The 23,988-nt window shown below is 72.7% G+C and carries 14 protein-coding genes; 3 read left to right on the top strand and 11 right to left on the bottom strand.

What is annotated here, in order from left to right:
* Positions 1-159 precede the first annotated feature (159 nt).
* On the top strand, positions 160-684 hold the full coding sequence (locus tag OG905_RS04505; protein ID WP_328666294.1) for a hypothetical protein: 525 nt from the start codon (positions 160-162) through the stop codon (positions 682-684).
* Between the two features lie 44 nt (positions 685-728).
* Here the strand turns inward: OG905_RS04505 and OG905_RS04510 are convergent, their stop codons facing one another.
* The gene (locus OG905_RS04510; RefSeq protein ID WP_328666295.1) at positions 729-1,169 is read right to left on the bottom strand and encodes an SsgA family sporulation/cell division regulator; all 441 of its coding nucleotides are present in this window, start codon (positions 1,167-1,169) and stop codon (positions 729-731) included.
* A 128-nt stretch (positions 1,170-1,297) separates the two neighbouring features.
* Here OG905_RS04510 and OG905_RS04515 point away from each other — a divergent pair, with 128 nt between their 5' ends.
* Positions 1,298-2,665, top strand: a complete 1,368-nt coding sequence (locus OG905_RS04515) for a hypothetical protein (protein ID WP_328666296.1) — start codon at positions 1,298-1,300, stop codon at positions 2,663-2,665.
* Positions 2,662-3,990, top strand: a complete 1,329-nt coding sequence (locus OG905_RS04520; protein WP_328666297.1) for an MFS transporter — start codon at positions 2,662-2,664, stop codon at positions 3,988-3,990. Before OG905_RS04515 ends, OG905_RS04520 begins: the two co-directional genes overlap by 4 nt.
* A gap of 157 nt (positions 3,991-4,147) precedes the next feature.
* Here OG905_RS04520 and OG905_RS04525 read toward each other — a convergent pair whose 3' ends face one another.
* The 10 genes from OG905_RS04525 to OG905_RS04570 are packed head-to-tail and all read right to left on the bottom strand — an operon-like array spanning position 4,148 to position 23,857.
* The gene (locus OG905_RS04525) at positions 4,148-5,164 is read right to left on the bottom strand and encodes a TolB family protein (RefSeq protein ID WP_328666298.1); all 1,017 of its coding nucleotides are present in this window, start codon (positions 5,162-5,164) and stop codon (positions 4,148-4,150) included.
* Complete coding sequence (locus OG905_RS04530; RefSeq protein WP_328666299.1) at positions 5,161-6,420, bottom strand: MFS transporter; 1,260 nt, start codon at positions 6,418-6,420, stop codon at positions 5,161-5,163. The genes OG905_RS04525 and OG905_RS04530 overlap by 4 nt, the downstream gene beginning before the upstream one ends.
* 35 nt (positions 6,421-6,455) lie before the next feature.
* Positions 6,456-7,673, bottom strand: coding sequence for an alkaline phosphatase family protein (locus OG905_RS04535; RefSeq protein ID WP_328666300.1), 1,218 nt, complete (start codon positions 7,671-7,673; stop codon positions 6,456-6,458).
* A gap of 16 nt (positions 7,674-7,689) precedes the next feature.
* On the bottom strand, positions 7,690-8,559 hold the full coding sequence (locus tag OG905_RS04540) for a galactokinase (RefSeq protein ID WP_328682024.1): 870 nt from the start codon (positions 8,557-8,559) through the stop codon (positions 7,690-7,692).
* A gap of 11 nt (positions 8,560-8,570) precedes the next feature.
* Positions 8,571-10,430: a class I SAM-dependent methyltransferase gene (locus OG905_RS04545; RefSeq protein WP_328666301.1), complete on the bottom strand. Its 1,860-nt coding sequence runs from the start codon at positions 10,428-10,430 to the stop codon at positions 8,571-8,573.
* Entirely contained in the window at positions 10,427-11,596 is a 1,170-nt protein-coding gene (locus OG905_RS04550; RefSeq protein ID WP_328666302.1) for a glycosyltransferase, read from the bottom strand. The genes OG905_RS04545 and OG905_RS04550 overlap by 4 nt, the downstream gene beginning before the upstream one ends.
* Complete coding sequence (locus OG905_RS04555; RefSeq protein ID WP_328666303.1) at positions 11,593-12,408, bottom strand: alpha/beta fold hydrolase; 816 nt, start codon at positions 12,406-12,408, stop codon at positions 11,593-11,595. Before OG905_RS04555 ends, OG905_RS04550 begins: the two co-directional genes overlap by 4 nt.
* 5 nt (positions 12,409-12,413) lie before the next feature.
* Positions 12,414-12,764, bottom strand: a complete 351-nt coding sequence (locus OG905_RS04560; RefSeq protein ID WP_328666304.1) for a phosphopantetheine-binding protein — start codon at positions 12,762-12,764, stop codon at positions 12,414-12,416.
* Positions 12,754-17,172: a beta-ketoacyl synthase N-terminal-like domain-containing protein gene (locus OG905_RS04565; RefSeq protein ID WP_328666305.1), complete on the bottom strand. Its 4,419-nt coding sequence runs from the start codon at positions 17,170-17,172 to the stop codon at positions 12,754-12,756. The genes OG905_RS04560 and OG905_RS04565 overlap by 11 nt, the downstream gene beginning before the upstream one ends.
* A complete protein-coding gene (locus OG905_RS04570; RefSeq protein WP_328682026.1) occupies positions 17,165-23,857 on the bottom strand; it encodes an SDR family NAD(P)-dependent oxidoreductase in 6,693 nt (2,230 codons plus the stop codon). The genes OG905_RS04565 and OG905_RS04570 overlap by 8 nt, the downstream gene beginning before the upstream one ends.
* Positions 23,858-23,988 lie beyond the last annotated feature (131 nt).

Below are 23,988 nucleotides of genomic sequence, written 5' to 3' on the forward strand. Positions count from 1 at the left end.
GGGGGTATCTGCCGTTCTGCTCTGATACACGCCAACTCTAGGACGGCGCTCCGGACGGCGCGAGCCCTCGGGGCGGCCCCCGCACGGCCGAGACGCAGGCACATTTCGCCCTGGGCTGACACCCTTCCATCCGGGCCGCGGCCGAGTAATCTAAATTACATGATTACAAAGGAGCAGGTAGAGGCACTGCGCGGCTGGTTCGCCGGGCGGCTGCCGGAAGGACTCTTCGTCGAGCTCCTGGACGTGAGGGTGGACCGTGAGGAGATCACCGTCATCGGCCGGATCCCGGAGCCCGACCTCGGCGCGGAAGCGTCACAGGCCGAACGCGAGGCCTCGCTGGAAGGGCGCATCTCGGAATTCCGGGAACGCACCCGTGACGAGCGCATAGGCGTCGCGCGCGAGGCCGAGAATCGATTCGGGCGGAAGGTCTCGTGGGGCGTCGAATGCGGCGACAAGCGGGCCATGTACACCACCGTCTCGGCGCCCGTGATGACACGACTGCGCCAGCCCGAGCGCCAGACCCTGGACACCCTGATCGCCGGCGGTGTCGCCCGGAGCCGCAGCGATGCCCTGGCCTGGTGCGTACGCCTGGTGCAGCGCAACGCGGACACCTGGCTGAGCGACCTGCGCGACTCACTCGAGCACGTCCAACAGGTACGGGCACAGGGCCCGGACGCCGAATAGGAGGTTGGCTTACGCGTCCACCGGCAAGGCGGCCGGGACAGCGCTCACCCCGGCCCCAAGTCGCCGACGTGTGAAGGCGGCTGCGCCTCCTCCGTGCCCGGGGGAACCAGGCGCAGCGTGCGCTCGGTCCAGGCCGAGACGGCGCGGGCAGATGCCTGGATGAGGACGTGCTCCGTGGGCCCCGACAGCAGCAGATGGACGAAGTTCATGGTGTGCAGCGTCCTCCCCGGCCAGACCTTCACATCGCCCTCGCCCGTCGGATGGAAGATGCCTTCGATCAGCAGATCGCGGGCGAAGCACCATTCGACGGGATCGTCGGTGTCGGTGTGGAAGACGACATGGACGGCGTACGGGTCGTCGGTGCGATAGACCAGCCGAGTCGGCACGGGAAGCGTTCGCCCGGCCTCCAGGACGAGTTGACAGACCAGTTCGCGCTCGACCGTCGTATGCGTGCGGTCTCCTGGCAGGTGTCCTCGCTGCAGCACGGACGGCCTCCTCACCCCTGCGTGTGTTGTGTCGACGGAAAGTGAACGAAGCACCGCTCGGCGTCGGTAGGGTCCGTGGCTCACGAGTTCGCTTAAGCCGCTTAAACCCGAGGGGCGTCCAGGGCCGCATGACAGAAGGAAACGAACATCTGAGACGAGCCGTGACCGAAGCCGGCTGCTCCTACGCCGAACTGGCCAGGGACGTCAGGGCCGTTGCCGCCGAGAGCGGGGTGGCGCAGCTGCGCACCAACTCATCCGCCGTCGCCCACTGGGTCGCCGGCACGCAGCCGGGCGCCACCGCCGCCCGCGTTCTGGCCGAGACGCTGTCCCGGAAGCTGGGGCGGCTGGTCACACCCGAGCAACTCGGCCTCGTACGCATATCGCAGACCGCCGACCAGTCCCTCGGACTCGACATGGAGCAGGACCCGGTCGAGGCTCTCACCCGGCTCGGACGGGCCGACATCGAACGCCGAACGTGGATAAACTCCGCCCCCTACTCCGTCCCGGCCGCCGCAATGCCTTTGACGCACAAGCCGCGGACCCGCACCGCCGCGCGGCCGGCCGGCACCGCGGGCGAGGGGGAGATCCAGGCGGTGCGGGAGATGACCACGCTGTTCACGGCCGTCGACGAACGGCACGGCGGCGGGCACGGCCGCTCGGCCGTCGTGCAATACCTGGTCTCCGACGTGGCCACCCTGTGCCGCAGCCGCTTTCGCACCGAGGCGCAGAAGCAGCAGATGCTCTCGGCCGCCGCATGCGTGGCCTACCTCGCCGGATGGAAGGCGTACGACGCGGGTGAGGCGGGTCTTGCGCAGCGCTACTACCTCCAGGCCCTCAAGCTCACCCGGGAGGCCGGCCAGGACCTGCACACGGCGTTCGTCCTGCGGGTCCTTGCTCATCACGGCCTGGAGACGGGGCGCGGCGAGCACACCCTGGACCTCATCGACGCGGCACTGCGACTGGTGAAGGACCGCACCGACCCGGCCACCGAGTCGCTGTACGTCATCACGCGCGCGCGTGCCCTCGCCATGGCGGGCAGAAGCCGCGAAGCCGTCGCGGAAGCAGCCCGCGCGGCGCGCCTGGTCGACGGCGCGGACGAGAGTGAGATGCCCTTCTGGGCCGCTCTGTGGGGGTCGGCCGGTGCCTGTGTCGGCACCCACACCGCCAAGTCGGCAGAGCTGCTGGGGAATTACGACATTGCCGAGCGCCACTTCTCCCGGGCCGTCTGGAGCACCTCAGGCCACTCGTACCAGCGCATCACCGCACTGAGCCTGGCGCACGCAGGATCCATGCAGTGCAGGCAAGGGCATGTGGAGCGGGCCTGCACGACCTGGCGCAGGGCCCTGGAACTCATGGACGGCGTCCGCTCCGCGCGCGTCGTTCGGGCCGCGCGGACCATGCGCCGGGATCTGGCGCCTTTCGCCCACCGGGGGTCGCGGGCGGCCGTGGACTTCGACGAACGTGCCCGACTGTGGCTGGCAGGAGAAGACGTATGACGCAATCGAGCGAGAACCAGGTCAGCGAGCACCAGGTCAAGGACGCGACGCCCGTCGCCGGACGGCCGTCGATGGCGCGCGTCGCCGCGGCCGGTTCGATCGGCACCGTCATCGAGTACTACGACTTCTTCATCTACGGGAGCGCCGCGGCCCTCGTCTTCGGGCCGGTCTACTTCCCGAACTTCTCGAGCACAGCGGGCACCCTGGCCGCGTTCGCGACCTTCGCCACGGGTTTCATCGCCCGCCCCGTGGGCTCCCTGCTCTTCGGACACATCGGAGACCGGCACGGACGTCGCACGGTCCTGCTGATCTCCGTTCTCGCCACCGGACTCGCAACCGTCTCCATCGGCCTCCTGCCCGGGTACGCAAGCCTCGGTGTCGCCGCCCCACTCCTGCTGACCCTCATGCGCATCGTCCAGGGTCTCGGCGTGGGCGGCGAGTGGAGCGCGGCCGTACTCCTCGCCTCCGAGCACGCCCCGCCCGGTCGGCGCGGCCTGTGGGCGGGATTCCCGCAGACCGGACCCACCGTCGGATTCGTGCTCGCCAACGGCATCATGCTGGCCATGACCGCGACGCTCACGGACGAGCAGTTCCGTACGTGGGGCTGGCGCGTGCCCTTCCTCTGCGCGGGTGTGCTGACACTCGTCGGCTACATCCTGCGATCGAAGGTCGACGAGACGCCGACCTTTCTCGACCTCACCGCCCGCCGCACCCTGGAGAGCGCGCCCCTGGCCCGGCTGATGCGCCACCACTGGCGGCGCGTGCTGCTGGTGGCCGGTGCGGTCACGGCCGCGTACGCCGTGAATTACGCGGCCACGACCTGGGCACTGTCCCAGGCCACCGGACGACTGGGCGTGGACCCGACCGTCATGCTGTTCTGCCTGATGGGGGCGATGGCGGTGATGGGCATCGCCACCCCGCTGGTCGCCCTGCTCGGCGACCGGTACGGGCGGCGCAGGCTCAGCCTGCTGGGGTGCTGTGCGATGGCGCTGGGCGTCGTGCCGTATCTGGCGATGCTGCACACCGGGCGAGTCGGGATGATCCTCGCCGGAACGTCGATGATCCTGCTCGCCGTGATCACGATGCTCGGCGTGCAGGGCGCGTACATTCCCGAACTCTTCGAGCCCCAACTGCGCTGTACGGGTACGGCTTTCGCCTACAACATCGGCGCGGTGCTGGGCGGCGCGCTGACACCACTGGTCGCGACGCGGCTGTCGTCGGGGGCGCAGGGGATGCCTTGGGGGGTGGCTGGGTATCTGCTCGTGCTGTGTGTGGTGAGTGTGGGGTGCGTTGTGCGGCTGCCGGAGACGTCGGCGGAGGCGTAGGTCGCCTGCGGCGGGCTTGTTCCCCACCCCGCCCCTTCCCGAACTGGGGGCAAGCCCCCAGACCCCCGAATGCGACCTTCGGCCGCATGTCCTCAAACGCCGGACGGGCTGGATGTGCGGCTCGCCGCGTGGGCCCGCCGCAGGCGCACCGCAGCGCCTACCGGACCACCGCCGGCGACGTGCCCGACCTCACGACCAGCCGTGCCTTCCCGCTCCCGTCCGCGGGGACCGACCAGAGGTCCGCGCCGAAGTCCCCCGGCAGCGCGTACAGGAGAGAACGGCCGTCCAGCCACAGCGCCTGGTCGTCGACGCCTCTGTGTTCGGCGAGCGCCGTCTCCCGGCCGGTGCGCAGGTCCAGGACGTACAGCCGCCACGGCGTGTCGGCTCCGGCGCCCGCGACGCGCTTCTTGAAGGCGATGCGGGTGCCGTCCGGCGAGAGCGAGGGGCATTCGACGTTCTCGCGCAGCGTGCGCAGGGTGCGCGCGGCCAGGTCGCCTTCGACGAGGAAGGTGCGGCCACCGGTGGCGAGGGTCGCGTAGAAGCGGTTGTCGTCGGCCGCGAAGGTGACGCCCCAGAAGTTGTGGTCGGCGGCCCGGCGGCGGCGGCCGTCCTTGAGGACGGTGAACTTCTCGAGGTCGGGCTGGAGGGCGCCGGTGCGGGTGTCGTAGACGGCGGTACGGGTGGAGAAGGCGCCGCCCGCGTACGAGTCTCCGCTGACGAAGACCGTCCACGCCACCAGGCGTCCGCTCGGCGACACCCTCGCGCGCGTGGGTATCCCGGACACCTGGAAGGTACGGACGGGCCGTAACTCCGCGTCCAGAAGGACGGCTTCATGGCCGGGGACCACCCCGCGCGTGGCCCGAAGGCAGATGCCGGTGCCTGCGGCTGCGTGGAAGCGCAGGCATTCGCGGGGCGCGGACGTGCGGCGCCCGGTCGCTGCGGTCAGCGGGACGGACGAGACATGATCGCGCTGCGGCCCCCAGGCGAGGTTCCGGAACAGCAGCCTTCCTTTCTGACGGAGCGTCACAACACCTGCCTGGGCAACCGGTTCGCCGGGCCGCGCCCGGTCGTGTTCGGACGCACGGTCTGCCGCTCGCACGATCGTGATGCCCGCGAGAGCGGCCAGGAGCACAGTGGCGAGCAGGAACACGAGCAGCCTCGGCCGGACGTTCATGCGCGACTCCGTCGTTGGAAGGCGGCGACCGCCGTCAGGGCGAGGGCGAGACCGGCGGCGGCTGCGGTCAGGGCGCCGTCGGGCCCGAGGTACATCCAGCCCGCGCCGAAGAGCAGCGAGCCGCCAAAACGGGACAAGGCCCCTGCCGTCTGCACCAGTGCGAGTCCGCTCGCCTTCAGATGCCCGGGCAGCAGCGGACCGGCCGCGGCCATCAGGACGCCGTCGGTGGCCGCGTAGAAGGCCCCGAGCAGCAGGAGTACGCACCCGGCAGCCATCAGTCCGCCGCCCCAGGGTGCGAGCAGCAGCAGATACGCGGCGAGCAGCGCACCGTGTCCGGCGAGGAAGATCCGCGGGCGGCCGACCCGGTCGGCCAGCCGCCCCAGCGGCACCGCGAGGAGCAGGAATCCGGCGGCGGCGGCGACGGGGAGCAGCGGGAAGTACGGGATGGGCAGATCGAGGCGGCGCTGGAGCAGCAGATAGAGGAACGAGTCGCTGACCGTGACCGTGCCGAGCAGCGCGGCGAGCAGACACAGCCGCGGCAGTCCGCGCGTGCGGGCGAGGCTGCCAAGTTCCTTGCGGGTGCGGCGAGTTCGGCGGGGACGCGGTCCAGCGGAAACGTCGCGGACGAACAGGACGAGCAACAGCACGCCGAGTGCGGCGGTGCAGAAGCTCACCACGAACACGGCGTCGTATCCGTCGCGTGCCGCCCACAGCACCGCGAAGGCGGCGAGGGGGCCGATCAGGGCGCCCGCGGTGTCCATCGCCCGGTGCACTCCGAACGCCCGGCCCTGCTCCTCGGCAGAGCAGGACAGGGAGATCAGCGCGTCGCGTGGTGCGGTGCGCAGCCCCTTGCCGGTGCGGTCGGCGGCGAGGACCGCCCCGATCGCCCAGGGTGTCGTGGCGGCGAGCAGGGCGAGTTTGCAGCCCGCGGACAAGGCATAGCCGGTGCCCGCGACGAGTTTGCGGCGCTGGGCGCGGTCCGCGAGGTGTCCTCCGGCCAGCCGGGACAGGACGGTCGCGCCCTGGTAGAGGCCGTCGAGGGCGCCGAAGGCCAGCGGGGACATGCCGAGGCCGACGACGAGGTAGAGCGGCAGCACGGCGGTGACCATCTCGGCGGAGACATCCGTCAGCAGGCTGACCCCACCGAGGGCGATGACATTGCCCGCGACCGCACGGCGGACCCCGGCGTTCCGCGGCGGGCGGGTGCGGCGTACGCCCGTCGCGGTGTCGGCGGTCCGGCCGGCCGACAGATACACAGAATCCCTCCCTTCCGGTCGCTGGGGCGCGCCCGTCAGAACCAGTTGACGGTGAGCGGGAAGGATGCGGTGGCGGTGGCGCCGCCGGTGTCGGTGGCGGTGGCCGTGATCCGCAGGGCGCCGACCTGCCACGGCTTTCCGCTGATCCGGCCGGTCGAGGTGTCGATGGACAGGCCGAACGGCAGCCCGGACGCGCTGTACTTGAGCGGTGCCTTGCCACCGGTGGCCGTGATCTGAATCGTGCAGCTCTGGTTGAACCTGCAGGTCTGCGCACCGGGGTTGACCACACTCAGATCCCCGCCCGGCGGGGTGGTGCCGTCGCCGAAGACTTCGGTGATGGGTGTGGCGCTCGCCGCGTTTGCGGCATGGGTGGTGCCGAAGAGATCCTCGAAGGTGCGCAGCAGGCTGTAGTGGTTGTAGGCGCTGCTGTACGTGCCCTGCTTGACCTTGGCGCCGGAGAAGACCGTGGCGATCGTGTTGGAACCGAGGTAGTTGTCCTCGTCCCAGGTCAGCACCAGCAGGCTGTTGTTGGCCTTGGCCCACTGGGCGTACGCGTCGAGACTGTTCTTGACCCAGGTGTCGCCGGTGCCGACGGAGCAGGAATGCATGTCGTTGCACTGGTTCGGCACGACGAACGACAGGTGCGGCAGCTGCGTGAAGTCGCCCTTGGGGAACTGCGCCCAGGTCTTGCCGCTGCCCAGCGGCACGTTCTTGAAGGCGAACCAGGGGTTGTGCTTCTGCGCGTACTGCCCGTTGGTGCAGGCGGTGGATCCCTCGCTCGGCAGATCCTCGTTGTAGGTGGCGAAGGTCTTGCCCGCCGCGATCAGTTCCTGTCCCAGGTTGGCCGCGCTCATCGACTGGGGCGTGTAGCAGCCGTCTCCGGTGATGCCCTGGGTGGCGCCGGAGAAGAGGTTGAAGTAGTTCGGCTGGCTGGGGTGGGTCAGCGCCTTCATCGAGGTCAGGCTGGCACCCGCGCTCGCGAGCTGGTTGATGTAGGGGGCGTTGGCGCTACCCATGATCTCGCCGTACTGCTTGTTCTCGAAGACGACGACGACCACGTGGTCGTACGTGGGGAGTGCGGCGGGCGCCTGGGGCTCGGCGGCGCCGGAGTCGGCCGCGCCAATGGTGACGACCAGGCACAGCGTGCTGAAGATCCCGGCGGCGGTCGCTCGCCACCTTCTGCCACGACGGCCGCTGTCGGCTTCCGGTTTTCGCGCGGCCGGCAACCTGTGCGGTAACTCTCTTGATTTCATGGGGTGTTCCTCCCTCTCACTCCTCGCGGCGGGCCGCGCCCGCCACTGTGATGTTCACGAAGCGCGGCACGCGTCGTCCGCCGGAGCGGAATTCCTCGGTCACGGTGGTACGGATCTGTGTCAGCCGGTCCTTCGGCAGCAGCACCAGAGCGCTGCACCCCGGCCCGTGTCCGGGCCACCAGGCGGCCGTCGCACCCGCACGCCGCGCGATCGCCACCGCGTCCTCGATGTCACCCGGACCGCGCCCTTCGCCGCGGGTCACCAGCAGGGTCAGGCGCGCCCCGTGCTCGTCCGGGTCGAAGCGGACATGCCGCCGGCCGCCGTCGCCGAGCAGCAGGGCCCGGCCGGGGCGGGCGAAGAGCACGGCCTCGCGCAGCGCTTGGTCACCGCCCGGTGCTGCGGTCCGGGCCAGGGTGGCGAGCCTGCCGCGCGGCGGCCGTGCCCGCCCTGCGTGCAGATCGGCGACCGCGAGGGCGACGGCACACTCCAACGGCTCGGCGCTCGACAGACCGGTCGCAGGGGTCAGCGTGGAGTGAATGTGAAGGTCGATGCCGCCCCGGCCGTATCCGACCCGGGCCATGGTCCGCAGCAGGGCATAGGTGCGGGCGGCCCAGTCGGGGTGGGGCGATGGCGGGCCGGTGAGCGGGAGTTCGCAGCTGTGTGCGGGGTGGGCGAGCGAACTCAGCCGTACGAGGCCGTCGTCACGGGGTGCGGCGGCGGCGGCGACCGGCCAGCCGGCGGCCGCGACCAGGTGCGGCGATCCGAGGTGGAAGGCGTGCGGGGCGCTCCACACCGTGGCCGGGGGCCGGTCGTGTGCCGATTCGAGGGCGTAGGCGACCAGCCGGAAGAGCGGGTCGGCGGTGTGGCGGCGGGCGAGGTCCAGCATGCTCACGTCCCTCACCCGCTCTCAGGGCCGACCGGTGTCCTGCGGGCCAGCAGCCGGTAGGCGTTGCCGCCGTCGGTGACGCGGGCCGCGGCCGCGCGCAGTCTGTCCAGGGCCGCGGCTGCCGTGAAGCACGGCAGCGCCGCCGTCCAGACGCCCTTGCGCGCGATCCGCCGGGCCACGGTGGCACTGCCCGGTCCCCAGGGTGCGTACGGATTGGGGGCGATCCGGTTCGCGGCGAGCAGGACGACGCCGACGAAGTCGCAGGCCTGGTGGGCGGCGCCGTGCTCCTCGGCCAGGACCGTGAACCCACGCTCGGCCAAGGCCTGCTTGAGGTTGGCGATCGGCATGAGGTGCTGGTGCTGGGGCTGGAACCAGGGCAGCCAGTACGAGCCCAGCAGCCGGGCGAGCCGTGACTCGGGGTCGGGCAGCTCGATGAGCAGATGCCCGCCGGCGGGCAGCACCTCGGCGGCCGCGTCGAGCTCGGCGAAGGGGTCCCGGGTGTGCTCCAGGTAGTGGTACATGCTGATCGTGTCGTAGCGGTGCACGAGTCCGGCGGCGAGCTCCGGGAACTGTCCGCAGTGGGCGGTCGCGACCCAGCCGCGGGCTTCCGCATCCCGCACCGCGGCGGCCATGTCGAGACCGTCGAAGCGGGTGTCGGGCCACACCTCGCGCGCGCCGTTGCAGAAGTGGCCGTGTCCGGTACCCACGTCGAGCCAGGCGGCGGGCGTGCCGAAGGGTTTCAGCATGGCGGCGCGGGCCAGATACGAGCGGTTCATGCGGCCGAAGACCGCCGACGCGCTGCTGACGCTGAGACCGTCGTAGAAGTCGCGGTAGTAGAAGTCGAGTCCGTCCAGGGACAGGCGCGGGTTCTGGAAGACATGCCCGCAGTCGCCGCACTGTTCGAGGGAGAAGCGGCCGGGCTTGGCCTGGAACTGATCCGGCATCCGGGTGCGTACGCAGAGCTCGGTGGAGCCGCACCAGGGGCAGTCGGGGCGGCGCGGCTCGAAGAACCGCTCGGTTCCCGCCTTGAGTTCGGCCTCATAGCCGGGCCGGAGCGCTTCCACTTCCGGCCAGGGTCCGGCCGGGGCCGGTCGGAGGGTGGCCGCCGTACGGAGAGCGGCGTGGAGGGAGTGCAGCGGCCGCGCCGCGGTGGCGCGCGGCAGGTCGGCCGGGCGCAGAGGGCTGTTCGGAGCGCCGAGGACCAGCGCGGGCTGCAGCCAGTACAGGGCGAGTGCCGCGGCGCCCCAGCGGCGGTCCTTGACGGCCGCGCGAGCCAGCAGGGCCAGACCGGCGAGATGGGCGGCGGTCAGCACACCCGGAGGCAGTCCCTGGGCTCGCAACTCCCCTGGACGGAGACTGAGTTCGGGCGACGGGACGGTGAGACCGGGGGCGATGGCGATACCGGTCTCCCCGGCGGCGTACTCCTTCACCCGGCCGAGGAGGGCGTGCAGTTCAGCGGTGTCGAGGTCGCTCCCGATCTCGACACCGGCGCGGCTGCGGACATCCTCGGCGATCAGTACGGCCTGCCCCGCGCCACGCGCCTGTGTCGTACGGGCAAAGCGGGCGTCACCGAGTTCGAGCAGCCGGAGCAGGCTCAGCGCGCGTTCCGCGTCGAGGCTGCCCGGAAGCAGGTCGAGCACCTTCAGGCCGGTCCGCTCCGCGTACGCGACGGCGGCGCTCACGGTGGCTGCGTCGGCCTCGACGCCCCGGGCGGTGATCAGATGCCAGCCGTCCGTGGGCGCACGGTCCCCGGCCGAGTCGAGCACGGGTATCGCGGCCAGCCGCCGGCGGGCGCGGACGGTGCCCGCGGTGAGACCTGCGAGAACGGCGACTGCCGTCCAGGGGACGCGGCGGGTACGGGACTGTGTCATAGCAGCTTCTCCAACCTGTCTGCCGCGGCCGCGGCTCCCCCGGCCGCCGCGAAGGATGCCTGGACACGGCGGGCGGCCCGCCGGTGGTTCGGGTCGTCGAGGACGGCGCTCAGGGCGGTGTGGACCTCGTCCGCGCGGGGGCGGCCGAAGTGCACCCGGATTCCGGCCCCGGACGCGGCCACCTGCTGGGCGACGATCGGCTGGTCGTCGCGGACCGGCGCGACGACCAGGGGCAGTCCGTGGGCGAGCGCCTCGCAGACGGTGTTGTGCCCGCCGTGGCAGACCACGGCGTCGAGGTGCGGCAGCAACGCGAGTTGAGGGACGTACTCCTGAAGCAGGACATGGTCCTGACGCACCTCGCCGACCAGGTCCGCGGGTGCGGCCACGATCAGCTGCACCCGGTCGGCCAGGCGCTCGGCGGCCCGCAGGACCGCAGCGTAGAAGCGGCCGCCGGCCTCGCGGTTGAGCGTGCCGAGGGATACCAGCACCCGGCGGCGTCCGGGATCCAGCCGCCGCCAGGGGAACGACGAGCCGTCCGACGGGCGGGCGCCGAGGGCCGGTCCGGTGAAGGCGTAGTGCTCGGGCCACGTCTCGCCCGCGCCGACGAGCTCGGGGGTGGAGAAGACCAGGACCAGCTGGTCCGAGAAGCGTGGGTCCCAGCCGCCGGGCGCGCCGGAGGCGGCGAGGAATCCGTTGATCCGTTCCTTCACCCACTCCCCCACCTTGGGGAAACCCGCGAAGGGCCGGGTGAACTCGGCCGTGGTCGTCGAGGAGGTCACCCACGGCAGTCCGCGCCGCCGGGCGACCACCGCCCCGGCGAGGGCCTGCTGGTCGGCGACGAGCACATCGGGGGCGTAGGCATCGACGGCCGCCTCGACACCGGGCAGCATCCCGTGGGCGAGCGGGACGAGCGCCTCCTCCCACAGGAAGCGCAGAGCGGCGGCGCCGCGCAGATCGCGCCAGCGTTCGTGCAGAGCTCCGTAGCCGCCGGGGCCGGCGCGCTCGCCGGAGGGGATGAGGGTGGCGCGGGCCGGCAGCAGACCGGGCAGGACTTCGGCGGGGCCGGTCCACGCGACCTCGTGTCCGCGTGCGGTGAGTTCGGCGGCGACGGCGACCGTGGGGTTGACGTGTCCGGCCAACGGCGGGACGACGAACAGCACTTTCATACCGTCACCGCCTCGGGCTGCCGCCGCACGGCCCCGGCCAGCCGGTCCAGTACGGCCCGCCGTAGCTCGGCGGTGCCGCCCTGCAGGACGTCGTGGCCGAGGCCCGGCACGACGTGGACAGTGCAGTCGGGCGCGTGGCGAGCCAACTCCCGGGAGCCGGAGACCAGTTCGGAGTGCTCTCCGCAGACGGCGAGCACCGGGCAGCGCACCCGGGCGAAGTCCTGGGCGGTGAACGGCCGCCCTGCCGCGATGTCGTCGATCAGGGTGGTGCGGTTGAGGAGTTCGTCGGCCGTTGCGGTCAGCCGGGCCGCCTTGCGTGCTCCGAGCGAGGCGAGTTCCCGCGGTACCTGGCTGCCTTCGAGGTCGAGAGCGGCGACGGACAGCGTGTCGAGCATGTTGTCGATCCAGGGGCCGCTCAGCGGGGCCTCGATCAGGATGAGTCCGGCGACGAGATCGGGGCGCGCGAGTGCGGTGTGCAGTGCGAGGGTTCCGCCGAAGCTGTTGCCGACGAGATGGACGGGCTGCTCGTCGAGGCCGAGCGCCCCGAGCAGGGCGGTCAGATCGCGGACGGCGGTGGCGGTGTCGTATCCGCTCGGCGGACGCTCGGTGCGGCCGTGGCCTCGCAGGTCGTACAGGACGACATCGTGACCGGCCTGTGCGGCCGGGACGGCGAGGGTGCAGTAGAAGCTGGAGAGGTTGTCGACGACCAGGCCGTGGAGGAAGACGACCGTTGCTCCCGCGTCGCCGCCCGTGTCCGCCGCGGGCAGCCGCTGGACATGGAAGCGGAGGGAGTTGGCGATGATCTCGGCCATGGCGGTCAGCCGGCCGGGGCCGGGGCGGGTGTCCCGGCGACAGTCGGAGCGGGAGCCCCAGCGCCGGCCGGAGCGGGTCTCCCGGCGATGTGCGAGACGAGGTCGCCGACGGTCATCGCCAGGATCTCCTCCATGTCCTTCTCGGCCAGGAAGGCGATCAGGTCCACAGCTGCCCCGTAGCGCTGCTGGAGCAGTTCGGCGAGAGCGACGAACTCGATGCTCTCCAGCGCCAGGTCCTCGTTGAAGGTGGTGTTCAGCGTGACCTCTTCGGCGAGGAGGAACTCGTCGCCGACGGTCTCGACGAGCATGGCGGTGATCTCGGCGAGTATCTGTTCGGCGATGGGGTCAGACGTCATGGCCGGCCTCCGGCGGGGTCGGGGTGGGGGGTACGGTCCGGGCGACAACATGGGTTACGGGGTGGCTGTACGGGCCGGGCAGATCATCGACGGTGCTGATCCGTACGGCGTGGCTGCGGCCCTCGGGAGAGCGCACCCGCAGCCCTGTGGGTCCGTCGGTGACGGTCCACAGCCGCAGACGGCCGCCCAGGCCGGTGCCCTCGGCCTTGGCCGCGGCCTCCTTGGCGCACCAGAACGCGGTGAGCGCCTGCGCCCTGCCGCACCCTTCCCGCGCGGCGAACTGCTCGGCGAGCTCGCGCTCTTCGGCGGTGAGCGCGATACGGCTCAGCGCCGCCGGGTCCTCTGTGACGGTCTCGATGTCGATGCCGACGGCGTGGGACTGATGCGCGTACGCGACCGCCAGCCGGTCCTTGTGGGCCAGGGAGAGCCGCAGTCCGGCGGCGAGCGGACCCTCCGCGCGGGGGCGGCCCGACTCGTCGTTGCCGACCTGCACCTCCACCGGGAAGAGGGGCCCCGCACCGCCGTCCCACAGCAGATGGCGAACGGCGTCCTTGGCGGCGATCCGCCCGAGCAGCCACGGCGCGCGGGCGCGTGGGGGGCGCTGTTCGTACGCGGCACGCTCGGCGGCGCCCAGGTAGCGCCGCATCACCAGCTCCTGGGATGCCGGGTCGGTCCAGCGCCGCCGGGCGAGGCACCAGCCGCCGGGCTGCGGCTCGCCGATCCCGAAGATCTCCGGGGTGAACTTCATGGGCCACACCCGCTCGTCGGCGGCGAAGCGCCGGTAGGTCCACCCTTCGAGCCGGGCCCACACCGTGCCGTCGGCGGCGGTGAGTTCCACATCGCCCAGGACAGAGTCGGGCCGCACGGACCGGATACGGGCGGTGGCGCGCAGGAGCGCTCCGTCGCGCGGCGCGGGCCCGTACAGACTCACCCGCTCCAGCGAGGCGGGGAAGACCAGCCGGTCGGCCGTCAGTCTCAACTGCATCCAGTGGCCGAGCAGTTGTCCGGCGGCGTCCAGCAGCGCGCCCGGCGCGGGCAGGGCCCGCAGCACCCCGCGAATGCCGTCGTCGGCGACGGCGGTCACCTCGTGGACCCCGGCGAAGGCAGGTCCGTGGAACATCCACCGGTCGCGGTAGAGGGCCTCCGCGCTGACCGGAGGCGCCGATGCGCGGGTCAGCGTCGAGAGATCGGGGGCGGGCGGTGCGGCGTGGCGGTCGGCGAGGACGACGGTGACGGTCGCGCAATCGCCGATCTCCACGCGTATCCGGCTGCCCCCGCTGTCGCCGGTCACCGTGAACTCGGCGTCGACGGGCGGATCGACGGGCAGCCAGCGCAGGGCCCGTACCTCCGCGAAACCGGTCACGATCCGTCCGGGAGCCGCGGCGCGTGCGGCGTCCGCGGCCAGTTCCAGCAGGGTGGTCATGGGGACGACGGGGAAGCGGTCCGAGGGCTCGGGCCAGGCGTCGGGCTGGAGATAGACGCAGTGGTCGCGGACGTACGGCATGGTGTCGAGGGAAAGCCGTCGCCGGGAGTTGTACGGAGCGACGACGGCGGTCGGAACGATCTTCGCGCGCCAGGCGTCGGCGACGGCCCGCACCGCGTCCTCCGTCTCGCCGGCCACGGCGTCGAGGGCCGACAGCAGTACGGGTTGGCCGGTGGCCCGGCCCCGGGGCGGGTCGGCCAGCCGGAGCGAGGGCACGGCGTCGCCCAGAGTCACCAGCGACGAGCCGAGGTCGAGCCGCACGAGGTCCCGCCCCGACGGTGCAACCGGACTCGCCGACTCATGCCCGGCCAGGCGGTCCCAGCGAGGGTTCAGCCCCTCCGTCCACAACGCGGCGGCCAGGCGGCGCAGTTGGTCGAGACCGCTCCCGCCCCGCACCGCGCCCGCGGAGACCGCGAGGTGGTCCCGCCCGTGCAGGGTGTCCGCCACGAAGCCGGGGAGGCTGCCCGGACCCATTTGCACGAAGGCGCGCACTCCCTCCGCGTACAGCCGCGTCGTCAACTCCCGGAAGCGCACCGGCTCCAGCAGATGGCGCAGCACCACGTCCCGTACCTCGTCCTCGGCGCCCGGATAGGCGGCCACGGTTGTGGCCGACCAGACCGGCACGGTCGGTGGCCTGACCGGCAGTGCGGCGAACGCGGCGCGCACCTGGTCGAGGTACGGCCCCCACATGGGCGTATGGAAGCCCGACCGGAAGGGCAGCTCCTGGGTGAGTACGCCCTGAGCGGCCAGTCGGCTCAGCGCCACGGCCATGGCGCGCGGCTCGCCGCACAGCACCGACTGGTGAGGGCAGTTGTCGTGGCTGACGGCGACGCCGCTGAGCCCGTGCAGCGCGGCGTCCGCCTGCCGCGCCCCGCAGCCCAGCGCCGCGTACACCAGATCGGGCACGTCGAGATCGCCCGCCCGCAGCGAGTCGAGGAAGGTGTCGACGGCCTGCTGCGGATACATTCCTGCGACGACCATGGCGGTCCACTCGCCGAGACTGTGCCCGGCCAGCAGGTCGGCGTGAATGCCCAGTTCGGGCAGTAATCGGGCGAAGAGGCGGCCGACGGCGATGGCGTCCAGCGCCCGTTCCATCAGTGTGTCCCCGCCGGTCAGGGCGGGCCGGGGAAGCCCGAACCGGTCGGCGACATCATCGATGTGCGGTGTGAAGTCCGGTTCCAGGCCCGGGAAGACGAAGGCCACCCTGCCGTCGCGCGCGAGCAGCGGGCTGGGTGTGAACCACACGCCGCCGCGCCCGCGCCACGGCTTTCCACGGGCGACGACCGCCGCGGCCAGGGCCCGGCGCTTGGGTGTCAGTCCGAGGACGGCGAGGCGACAAGGGCCCTCGGACACACCAGGCACCTGTGCTTCCGAGTCCGGCAACGCCTCCACGAGACGGCCGAGTTCCGCGGAGCTGGCCGCGGCCAGCAGCGTCATATGAGCGGGCGGCGCGGCGGCGGCCGAGATCACCCGCCCGCCCGCGGCGAAGGCCCCCGGCGCCTCTTCCAGCACCACATGCGCGTTGATCCCGCCGAAACCGAAGGCGTTCACACCCGCCCGTCGCGGCAGGCGCCCCCGGTGCCACGGCTCCACCTGCGTCACCGGGCGCATGCGCGTGCTCGCGAAGCCCTCGTGCGGCTCTTCGAGGTGCAGGGTCGGGGGCAGCGTCCCGTCGTGCACGGCGAGTACGGCCTTGATCAGCCCGGCCATCCCGGAGGCCTGCATCGTGTGGCCGAGCATCGATTTCACGGAACCCATGGCGACCTGTTCGGCGCCGGGCGTGCGCGGGCCGAAGACCTCGGCCAGAGTGCTGAGTTCGGCCTCGTCGCCGACCGGTGTCCCGGTGCCGTGGGCCTCCAGCAGCCCGAGCGCGCCGGGCGCGACCGGATCGAGCCCGGCCCGCGCCCAGGCCTGGCGCAGGGCACGGACCTGGCCGTCCACCAAGGGGCTCATCAGGCTGGCCGCGCGGCCGTCACCGGCGACGCCGACCCCCCGTACGACGGCGTAGACGCGGTCGCCGTCGCGTTCGGCGTCCGCCAGGCGCTTGAGCAGGACGACGCCGGTGCCTTCGGACAGCAGCGTGCCGTCGGCGCGGCGGTCGAAAGGACGGATGTGCTGACTGGGGCTGAGCGCCCGCAGCTGGGTGAAGACACTCCAGAGCGTGGCGATATGACAGTGGTGCACAGCCCCGGCGACCACCAGGTCACAACTGCCGCCCGCCAGCAGACCGACCCCCTGGTCGACAGCGAGCAGCGAGGAGGCACAGGCGGCGTCGATGGTGTAGGCGGGGCCACGGAAGTCGAGGCGGTTGGCGGTCCTGGCTGCGGTGAAGCTCGGCACCAGACCGATGGAAGCCTCGGGCCGCTCGGGACCCAGCCCGGCCTGGAAGGCTTCGCGCACCTCGGTGATGCGCTTCTCGCCGAGTTCGGGGGCGAGTTCGCGCAACGTCGCGGCGAGCTGGTGGGCGGTGCGCACGCGCTGGTCGAGGCGCGCGGTGGCGACGCCCATGAAGCCGCCACGGCCGAGGATGACTCCGATACGGGACCGGTCGGCGGGCAGCCGTTCCTCGCCCCCGGCATCGGCCACGGCCTCGGCGATGACCCGCAGGGCGAGCAGCTGATCGGGCTCCGCTCCCGCCACGGCGGCGGGCATGATGCCGAAACGGGTCGGCTCGAAGGCGGTGAGCTCGTCGATGAAGCCGCCACGGCGGCAGTAGAAGTGGTCGCTGCGCGCTGGTCCTTCGGTGCCGTTCGGGTCGTAGTAGACCGCGGGGTCCCAGCGGCCCGGCGGTACGTCGCTGATGGCGTCCGTGCCCGCGAAGAGATTGCGACGGTACGCGGCCAGATCGGTGGCGCCTGGGAAGACGGCGCCCATGCTGATGATCGCGGCGTCGCTCGGCCGGGGACCGCGACGCTCCTCAGCCATGGCGGGACTCCCCCGGGTCTTGTGCGAGCAGGACGACCTGGCCCGTGGTGCCGTGGGCCAGCTCGGCGAGGAGGGCGGCCGTGCCCGCGGCCGGATCGAGGAGGGGGATGCCGCGGCTCGCGTACATCCGTTCCAGCTCGGGGGTGACCATGCCGCCCGCCTCCGCCGCCCAGGGGCCCCAGTCGACGGCGAGTACCCGGCCGGGGAAGCGCTGGGACCAGGAGGGGGTGGCGGCCAAGGTGTCCAGGGCTTCGTTGGCCGCCGCGTAGTCCGCCTGACCGCGGTTGCCGAAGACACCTGCGACGCTGCCGAAGAGGACGAGGAAGCCGGGCGGCGAGCCGTCCCCGTGGTCGGCAGCGGCGTCGAGGAGATGGCGGGCGCCGTCGACCTTGGTGGCGAACACCCGGGCGAAGGAGGCCGGGTCCTTGTCGCGCAGCAGCTTGTCCTCGATGGTTCCGGCGCCGTGCACGATGCCGTCGAGACGGCCGTGCCGGGCGCGTACGCCACGGATCACGCTGCGTACGGCATCGGGATCGGTGACGTCCGCCGCGTGGTACCGGACCGAGGCGGCCGCGGAGGTGAGGGCCGCCAGGGTGGTGCGGATCTCGCGCGCGGCGAGGATGCGGGTCGCGGCGGCCTCGATCTCGGCGGGGGTGCGCAGGCCCTGCCGGACGAGGGCCGCACGCAGGGCGACCCGGTCGTGGGCGTGGGCGACGGCCGGGTCCTCGGCCTCGTCGGGGAGCGGGGTGCGGCCGATGAGTTCGATGTGGCATCCCGTGGCCTCGGCGAGGGCGACGGCTGTACGGGCGGTGATACCGCGGGCCCCGCCGGCGAGCAGCACCACCGCGTCGCAGCCGAGCGGGAGCGGTGGTTCCGGTTCGTCGGCCGGGAGAGGGACGGCGACGGTACGAAGGGTGTTGCGGGTGCCGTTGGTGTAGCCGATGACCACGGGCTCTTCGGGAGCGCACAGTTCGGCGATCAGATGGGCGGCGATCCGCTCGGGGCGGTCCTTGGGGTCCATGTCCACGGCGCGTACGGCGGTGCCGGGATGCTCGATCGCCGCGGTGCGGGCGAAGCCGTACAGGCCGGCGCCGGGGATCGGGTCGGACGACGAGCCGGGCACCTCCTGCGACGCTGCGGTCCTGCCGAAGGCTCCACCGCGGCCGGTGACGAGCAGCAGTCGGCGGGTGCCCGCCGTCAGGATCCGGCGCAGGGCGCCAAAGGTCTCGGGCAGGACTGGGTCCGGGGCGGGACGCAGCGAGCTGAGGTCCACGACGCCGTCGGCTCCGGCCGCGTCCGCGAGCCGCTCGGGGTGGAGGGTGCGCACCTCGGCGCCGTGGGATTCGAGCTCGGCGGCGAGTGCGGCGGCGACGCCGAGGCCGTCGTCGACGACGGCCAGCCGAAGGCCGGGCAGTACATCGGCCGGGTCGTGGGTGGCGGGCGGTGCCACGGGAGTGACCTCGACCAGCAGCCGGGCAGGGCGCGTGGGCCGGACAGGATCGGAGGACGGCTCGGCTGCGGCGAGCGTTTGAGGCGCGGCGGCGGAGGCGGGGGCCCTGGTCGGTGCGGGATCCGTCGTCGGTGCGGGATCCGCACTCGTCCCCCGGGCGACGATCCAGTCGACGATGCCGCTGATGGTCTTCAGCCGGGACAGTTCCTCGACGGCCGATTCCGCCGGGCCATCCGCACCGCGCGGCAGCCCGATCCGGTCGGCCAGGGCCCCAATGATCTCCACGCGCTTGATGGAGTCCACCGACAGGTCGGCCTCCAGGTCGAGAGCGGGATCGAGCATCTCCCGCGGATAGCCGGTGCGTTTGTGCACGATCTCCAGTACGGCGTCGAGGAGTTGGTCCGGCGTCAAAGGGCGACGGTCCGGCTCTTCGGCGGCGGGTTGCGGGGCGGGGATCTCAGGAGCCCGCGCGGGTATGTCAGTCGGCGGCGGGGCTTCCACACCCAAGTAGCCGAGCAGGACGTCCCGTTGGGCGGCGACCAGTTCCCGCGCTCCTCGCAGATACTCCAGTACGGCGTCCTCCCGCCGGTCGGCGGTGGCAGCAGCGGGAGCCGGTGTCACCCGGCGCGCCGGAAGCAGCCCGCCCGCCACCGGCTCGCCGTCCGCCGTCCGTACGAGATGGCCGTCGACCAGCCATCCGGCGCGCCGTGGCGGTTCGGCGGGCAGCGGGGCGGTGCGGTCCCTGAACAGCGGCTCCGGGTCGAACGGGACGCCCGCCGCGGCGAGTTCGGCGAGCGCGGTCACCAGGCGGGTCACGCCGTGCTCTCCCGCGATGTCGAGGGGAACCGCGGTGTGGGGCCGGTCGCCCAGGATGCGGCCGACCAGACCGGTGAGCACCCGGCCCGGTCCGGCCTCGACGAAGGTCCGCACCCCTGCCGCGTACATGGCTTCGATCTGTTCGGCGAACCGCACGGGTTCGGCGACCTGGCGGGCGAGCAGCTCCCTGACGGCCGCCGCATCGGCCGGATAGAGGTCCGCGGTGGTGTTCGACCAGACCGGGATCGCGGGCTCGGCGACCGAGGCCCGGGCCAGCTCCTCGGCCAGCTCCTCGGCGGCCCCGGCGACGACCTCGCTGTGGAAGGCGCAGGCCACCGGGAGGCGTTCGGCCCGGATGCCCGCCTCGCGCAGTGCGCCGATCGCGGCGTCGACCGCGCCGGTCGGGCCGGAGATGACGCTCTGCGCCGGTGCGTTGTGGTTGGCGACGACGCATCCGGGCGGCAGGTCGGGCAGGTCCTGTGGAGCAGAGGCCACTGCGGCCATCGCTCCCGGGTCGTCCCCGGCGGCTGCCAGGATCGCCTCCGCCCGGCGTTCGCTGAGCCGCAGGAGGGCCGCCGTGTCGTAGGCGCCCGCGGCCCAGAGTGCGACCAGTTCGCCGTAGGAGTGTCCGGCGGTGCAGTCGGGACGTATGCCGAGGGAGGTGAGCAGGAGGTGTGCGGCGGCGCCGGTGAGGCCGAGGGCCGGCTGGGCGGTCCGGGTGTCGGTGACGGCCGCGCGCTGTGCGGCCCGGTCCTCGGGCGTGAAGGCGGCGGGCGGGAACATCGTGGCGGTCCGGCGCGGATCCTCCTCGTACAGCAGACCCCTCAGCCGGGGGAAGGCGATGAACAGATCACCGAGCATGCCCGGCCGCTGGCTGCCCTGCCCCGGGAAGAGGAAGGCGGTCCGGCCGGGACCTTGCCCTTCGTCGCGCACGTGAATGCCGTCGCCTGCGACGAACTCCCGGGCCCGCTCCAGCTTTCCGGCCAGATCGTCCAGCCCGGTGGCGACCACCGCGACGTGGATCGTCCCCTCACCGGCGGAGGTCTCCGCGGCGAGGTCGCGCAGCGGCCACGGTCGTCCCGCCGTGTCGTTCTGCTCCAGCCGGGCGGCGAGGCGGTCCATCGACCCGAGGGCGGCGGTCCGGTCGGCCCCGCGGAAGCAGAAAAGCTCGGCGGGCCAGGCGTCCAGGCCGTGGGCGGGCTCGCCCTCGACCCCGTAACCGGCAAGCACCGCGTGGTAGTTGGTGCCGCCGAAGCCGAAGGCACTCACTGCCGCGAACCGGCGCCCGGCAGGCGCGGTCCACGGCCTGGCCTCGGTGTCGAAGCAGAAGGGGCTGCTGCCTGGCTGCCAGTCGGGGTTGGGGCTCGTCAGGTGCAGCGTCGGCGGCCGTACGCCGCGGTGCACGGCCCATGCCGCCTTGATCAGTCCGGCCAGGCCCGCCGCACACTTCGTATGGCCGACCTGCGACTTGACCGAACCGAGCGAGCAGAGGTCCGGCTCGCCGCCGCCGAAGACCTCGGTGAGGATGGCCAGTTCGGTGCTGTCGCCCACGACGGTGCCTGTGCCGTGCGCCTCCACCAGACCGATCTCACTGGGCGCGATCCCCGCCCGCCGGTAGGCGCGTTCCAGAGCCCGCCGCTGTCCTTCGGGGCGGGGTGCGGTGAGGCCGAGGGAACGTCCGTCGCTGGAGGCGCCGACGGCCTTGACGACGGCGTAGACGCGGTCGCCGTCGCGTTCCGCGTCCGCGAGGCGTTTGAGTACGAGGCAGGCGACGCCCTCGCCGAGCGCGATGCCGTCGGCGGAGGCGTCGAAGGGACGGCAGCGTCCGGTGGGTGAGAGGGCACGTACGGAGGCGAACATCAGGTAGTCGTTGATGCCGTTGTGCACATCGGCGCCGCCGCACAGCACCATGTCGCTGTCCCGGTCGCGCAGTTGCTTGCAGGCCAGGTCCAGTGCGGCGAGCGAGGAGGCGCAGGCGGCGTCGATCGTGCAGTTGGCGCCCCCGAGGTCGAGGCGGTTGGCGACCCGCCCGGCGATGACGTTCGCAAGGACTCCCGGGAACGAGTCCTCGGTCAGCCGGGGCAGTTGCCCGTCCAGCCCGGGTGGCAGTACGCCGAGATAGCCGGGGTACAGGGCGCGGAAGCCGTAGGCCCCTGCGAGATCCGTGCCTGCCTCCGCGCCGAAGACGACCGACGTGCGTGAGCGGTCGAAGTGTCGCTCGCCCGCGTATCCGGCGTCGGCGAGGGCGCGGGCAGAGATGTCGAGGGCGAGGAGCTGCACCGGCTCGATACTGCCGAGCGAGGCCGGGGCGATTCCGTGCGCGAGCGCGTCGAAGGGTGCCGGTGGCAGGAAGCCGCCCCACCGGGACGGGGTCCGCTCCCCCGCGCGCGCCGGGTCCGGGTCGTAATGGGCGGCGCTGTCCCAGCGGTCGGCCGGTACCTCGGTCACGGAGTCGGTCCCGGCGACGATGTTCGCCCAGTACCCGGCGAGGTCGTCGGCGCCGGGATAGCGGCAGGCCATACCCACGATCGCGATGTCGAGCGGTGTCTGGTCCGCCTCGCGCGGGGACGCATCGCACAGCTGCTCCCATCGCCTTTCCAGCAACTGCGTCGCGCCTTCGGTCACTTGGGCGTGGAGGGCGGCGACCGTGGTGGTCGCGGTGCGGGCGGTGGCGATCTGGCCGAGCATGTAGAGGCCTTCGCCGCGCTGTTCGTCCTCGTCCACCGGGACGAGCCCACTCGCTGTGCGGCGCAGGCCCTTGCTGGCGATCCGCAGCCGCCCGAGGTTGAGTTTCTCCAGCTCCTCCCAGAGCTCGTTCGGGCTCGCGCCGTCCTGCCGCAGCCGCTGCGCGGTGGCGGTGAAGACGTCGGCGTACGGTGTGGTGGCGCAGCGGGTGGCATGACCCGGGGCGGTACGCAGGAGTGTGGTGGCCGCGCAGTCGATCGCCGTGCGCTGGAAGCCGGGCAGTACGGCTCCGGCGGCCACCGCCTCCTCGGTGAACAGATAGGCGGTGCCCATCAGGACGCCGGTCCGGGCCCCGCGCTCGGCCAGGGGACCCGCGGCGGCCATCGCCATCGCCGCGGACCGCTCGTCGTGGATGCCACCGGCGAAGAGCACGTCGAGCTCGTCGGCGTACGGGCAGGCGAGCAGCCGCTCGATCTGCTCCTCCCAGAGGGGGAAGGCAGCGCGCGGGCCGATGTGCCCGCCGCACTCGAGCCCCTCGAAGACGAAGCGCCGCGCTCCTTCGGCGAGAAACTGCTCCAGGAGTCCCGGCGACGGCACATGCAGATAGGTCCGGGTCCCGGCGGCTTCGAGGGGGGCGGCCTGGGCGGGCCGCCCGCCCGCGATGATCGCGTACGGGGGTTGTGCGTCGGCGACGGCGGCGAGCTGTTCGCGGCGCAGCTCCTCGGGAGCGAAGCCGAGCAGTCCGACACCCCAGTCCCGGCCGCCCAGGCGCTCCGCGGTCCGGGTGAGCAGTTCGCGTACATCGGGGCCGTCCATGACGGCGAGGGCGAGAAAGGGCAGCCCGCCCGCGTCCGCCACCGCCGAGGCGAAGGCGTGCCGGTCACTCACCCGGGTCATGGGCCCCTGGGCCACCGGCAGATGGCCCTCGCCCGGGCGCGGCCTCAGTGGACGGGCACGTACCGCCGCTTCCAGGTGGCCGGTGATGGCCACCCGGACGGCCTGGACGACCGAGCCGGTGGTGCGGTGACGCGCGGCGAGCCGCGCGGCGGTGGCCCCCTCCTGGCCGATGGGCAGCGGCTGGGTGCGCAGTCCGCGGGCGCCGAGGTGTTCGGCGATCTCCGTCTGCGGCGGCGCCAGATCGGGGCGGGCGTAGATCCGGTGACCGCAGACGACGGTGGTTTCGCTGCCGTCCATGGCGCGGATCGCTGCCTCGACATCGCCGGGCAGCCCGGCGGCGCCCTCGGTGGTGAGCGCGAGCTGGGTGTCGAGTACGACTCCGGTGGCACCGCCCGCGACGGCGGCGGCGGCCGTGTGGGGGCCGATGCCTCCGGCCGCGAAGACGGGGACGCTCAACTCGGGCTGGCTCAGCAGGCGTTGGAGCAGCACGAAGGTGGTCAGTTCGCCGACCCGGCCGCCGGCCTCATGCCCCCTGGCCACCAGGCCGGACGCCCCGGCTGTGACGGCGGCCGCGGCCTCGGCGGGGCTGACCACCTCGGCCCACACCCGGCGTTCGCCGTCCGCGGCCCACCGGGCCGTCCCGGTGCGCCAGTGCTCTTCGGCGAGCAGAACGGTGTCCACCCCGGCGGGCAGTTCGTCCGGGGCGAGCGGGCACCCCGCCGGTACACGGACTCCGTACCGCCCCCGCAGCCCGGCCATGGCGCCACACGCCCGCTCACGGTTCCTGCCGAGGTCGAGCACGCCCAGCGCGCCGGCTCGCTCCGCGGCCGCGACCATCCGGGCACTGGGCTCTTCGAAGGGGCTGACCACGATCACGAGGTCCCGGTCCGCGTGCCGGGTGGGCTGAGAGATCACGGGCTCTCCTTGGGTTCCGGGCAGGGCCTGCGAGGGGGGGCCACGGCGGGTCG

The sequence above is a fragment of the Streptomyces sp. NBC_00322 genome (genome assembly GCF_036147535.1).
Lineage (GTDB): Bacteria > Actinomycetota > Actinomycetes > Streptomycetales > Streptomycetaceae > Streptomyces.

Excerpts from the sequence above, each read along its gene's own strand:
- OG905_RS04545 (WP_328666301.1), bottom strand. The coding sequence starts at position 10,430 with ATGACACAGTCCCGTACCCGCCGCGTCCCCTGGACGGCAGTCGCCGTT.
- OG905_RS04565 (WP_328666305.1), bottom strand. The coding sequence starts at position 17,172 with ATGGCTGAGGAGCGTCGCGGTCCCCGGCCGAGCGACGCCGCGATCATC.
- OG905_RS04570 (WP_328682026.1), bottom strand. The coding sequence starts at position 23,857 with ATGGTCGCGGCCGCGGAGCGAGCCGGCGCGCTGGGCGTGCTCGACCTC.
- OG905_RS04555 (WP_328666303.1), bottom strand. The coding sequence starts at position 12,408 with ATGGCCGAGATCATCGCCAACTCCCTCCGCTTCCATGTCCAGCGGCTG.
- OG905_RS04535 (WP_328666300.1), bottom strand. The coding sequence starts at position 7,673 with ATGAAATCAAGAGAGTTACCGCACAGGTTGCCGGCCGCGCGAAAACCG.
- OG905_RS04520 (WP_328666297.1), top strand. The coding sequence starts at position 2,662 with ATGACGCAATCGAGCGAGAACCAGGTCAGCGAGCACCAGGTCAAGGAC.
- OG905_RS04515 (WP_328666296.1), top strand. The coding sequence starts at position 1,298 with ATGACAGAAGGAAACGAACATCTGAGACGAGCCGTGACCGAAGCCGGC.
- OG905_RS04505 (WP_328666294.1), top strand. The coding sequence starts at position 160 with ATGATTACAAAGGAGCAGGTAGAGGCACTGCGCGGCTGGTTCGCCGGG.
- OG905_RS04550 (WP_328666302.1), bottom strand. The coding sequence starts at position 11,596 with ATGAAAGTGCTGTTCGTCGTCCCGCCGTTGGCCGGACACGTCAACCCC.
- OG905_RS04560 (WP_328666304.1), bottom strand. The coding sequence starts at position 12,764 with ATGACGTCTGACCCCATCGCCGAACAGATACTCGCCGAGATCACCGCC.
- OG905_RS04525 (WP_328666298.1), bottom strand. The coding sequence starts at position 5,164 with ATGAACGTCCGGCCGAGGCTGCTCGTGTTCCTGCTCGCCACTGTGCTC.
- OG905_RS04540 (WP_328682024.1), bottom strand. The coding sequence starts at position 8,559 with ATGCTGGACCTCGCCCGCCGCCACACCGCCGACCCGCTCTTCCGGCTG.